The 814-nt window shown below is 73.0% G+C and carries 1 protein-coding gene; it reads right to left on the bottom strand.

The annotated features are described in order from the left end of the window. Positions 1-206 precede the first annotated feature (206 nt). Positions 207-814: hypothetical protein (locus tag AC4FQ5_RS19645; RefSeq protein ID WP_491146216.1), on the bottom strand; the 608-nt coding region annotated here is incomplete at its 5' end.

Below are 814 nucleotides of genomic sequence, written 5' to 3'. Positions count from 1 at the left end.
AGATCGACGACCGTCTCGCGACGGCGATCCTCGACGGCAGCATCCGCGACGGCGACACCGTGCGGGTCGACCTCGACCCTGCAGCCGACGCGCTGACGGTGAGGGCCCTCGTGCCCCACACCGCCTGACCGGTCGATCGTCGACGGGCCTCTCTCCGCACCGGATCGGTGTGGAGGGAGGCCCGTCTCGTTCTCTCGACCGGTAGCTCAGGGGAGCAGCGTCGTCGTGCTCCGCCATCCCGCCGAGTCCTCGCCGACGTGCCACACGACCGTGAGCGCGAGGGGCACGTCGGTCGCGGAAAGCGCGTCGGGAGCGACCTCGAAGAGGCGGCCGGCGTCCGAGGCGGGGCCGGGAGTCGCCGGCACCTCGGCGCCGTCCGCGTACGCCCATACCGTGTCCGGGTAGCCGAGCGTCGAGGGTTCCTCGGAGTCGAACGCGAGGGGACTCGCGAACCACAGGCTCGCGGGAGCCGCCGCGTCGTACTCGCCCGTATCCGTGTCGTCGTCGGTCCCGCTCGCGGGGTTGCGCCACTCGTAGACGGCGCTCCCCGTCGGCGGCACGCCGGCGTCGTCGATGAGGAGCCCGCCGCCGACGTCGCGGACGACCCAGGCGTCGGCCGCGGACTCGGTGCTCGCCGAGACGAGCGTGAAGGCGTCCTCCGGTCCCTCCGTCTCGGTGAGGTCGGTGTCCGCGAAGGAGCGCGCTTCATCGGCCGTCGTGATCCCGTCCTGTCCGAACCAGGTGGCGTACACCTCGGAGTCGCCGCCGTAGAAACCCTGGGCCTCGGGGGTCAGGAGCGCCCACGCGGCGGCGC

The organism is Chryseobacterium sp. DT-167 (genome assembly GCF_058310155.1).
This window is presented reverse-complemented; position numbering and strand designations above follow the sequence as displayed.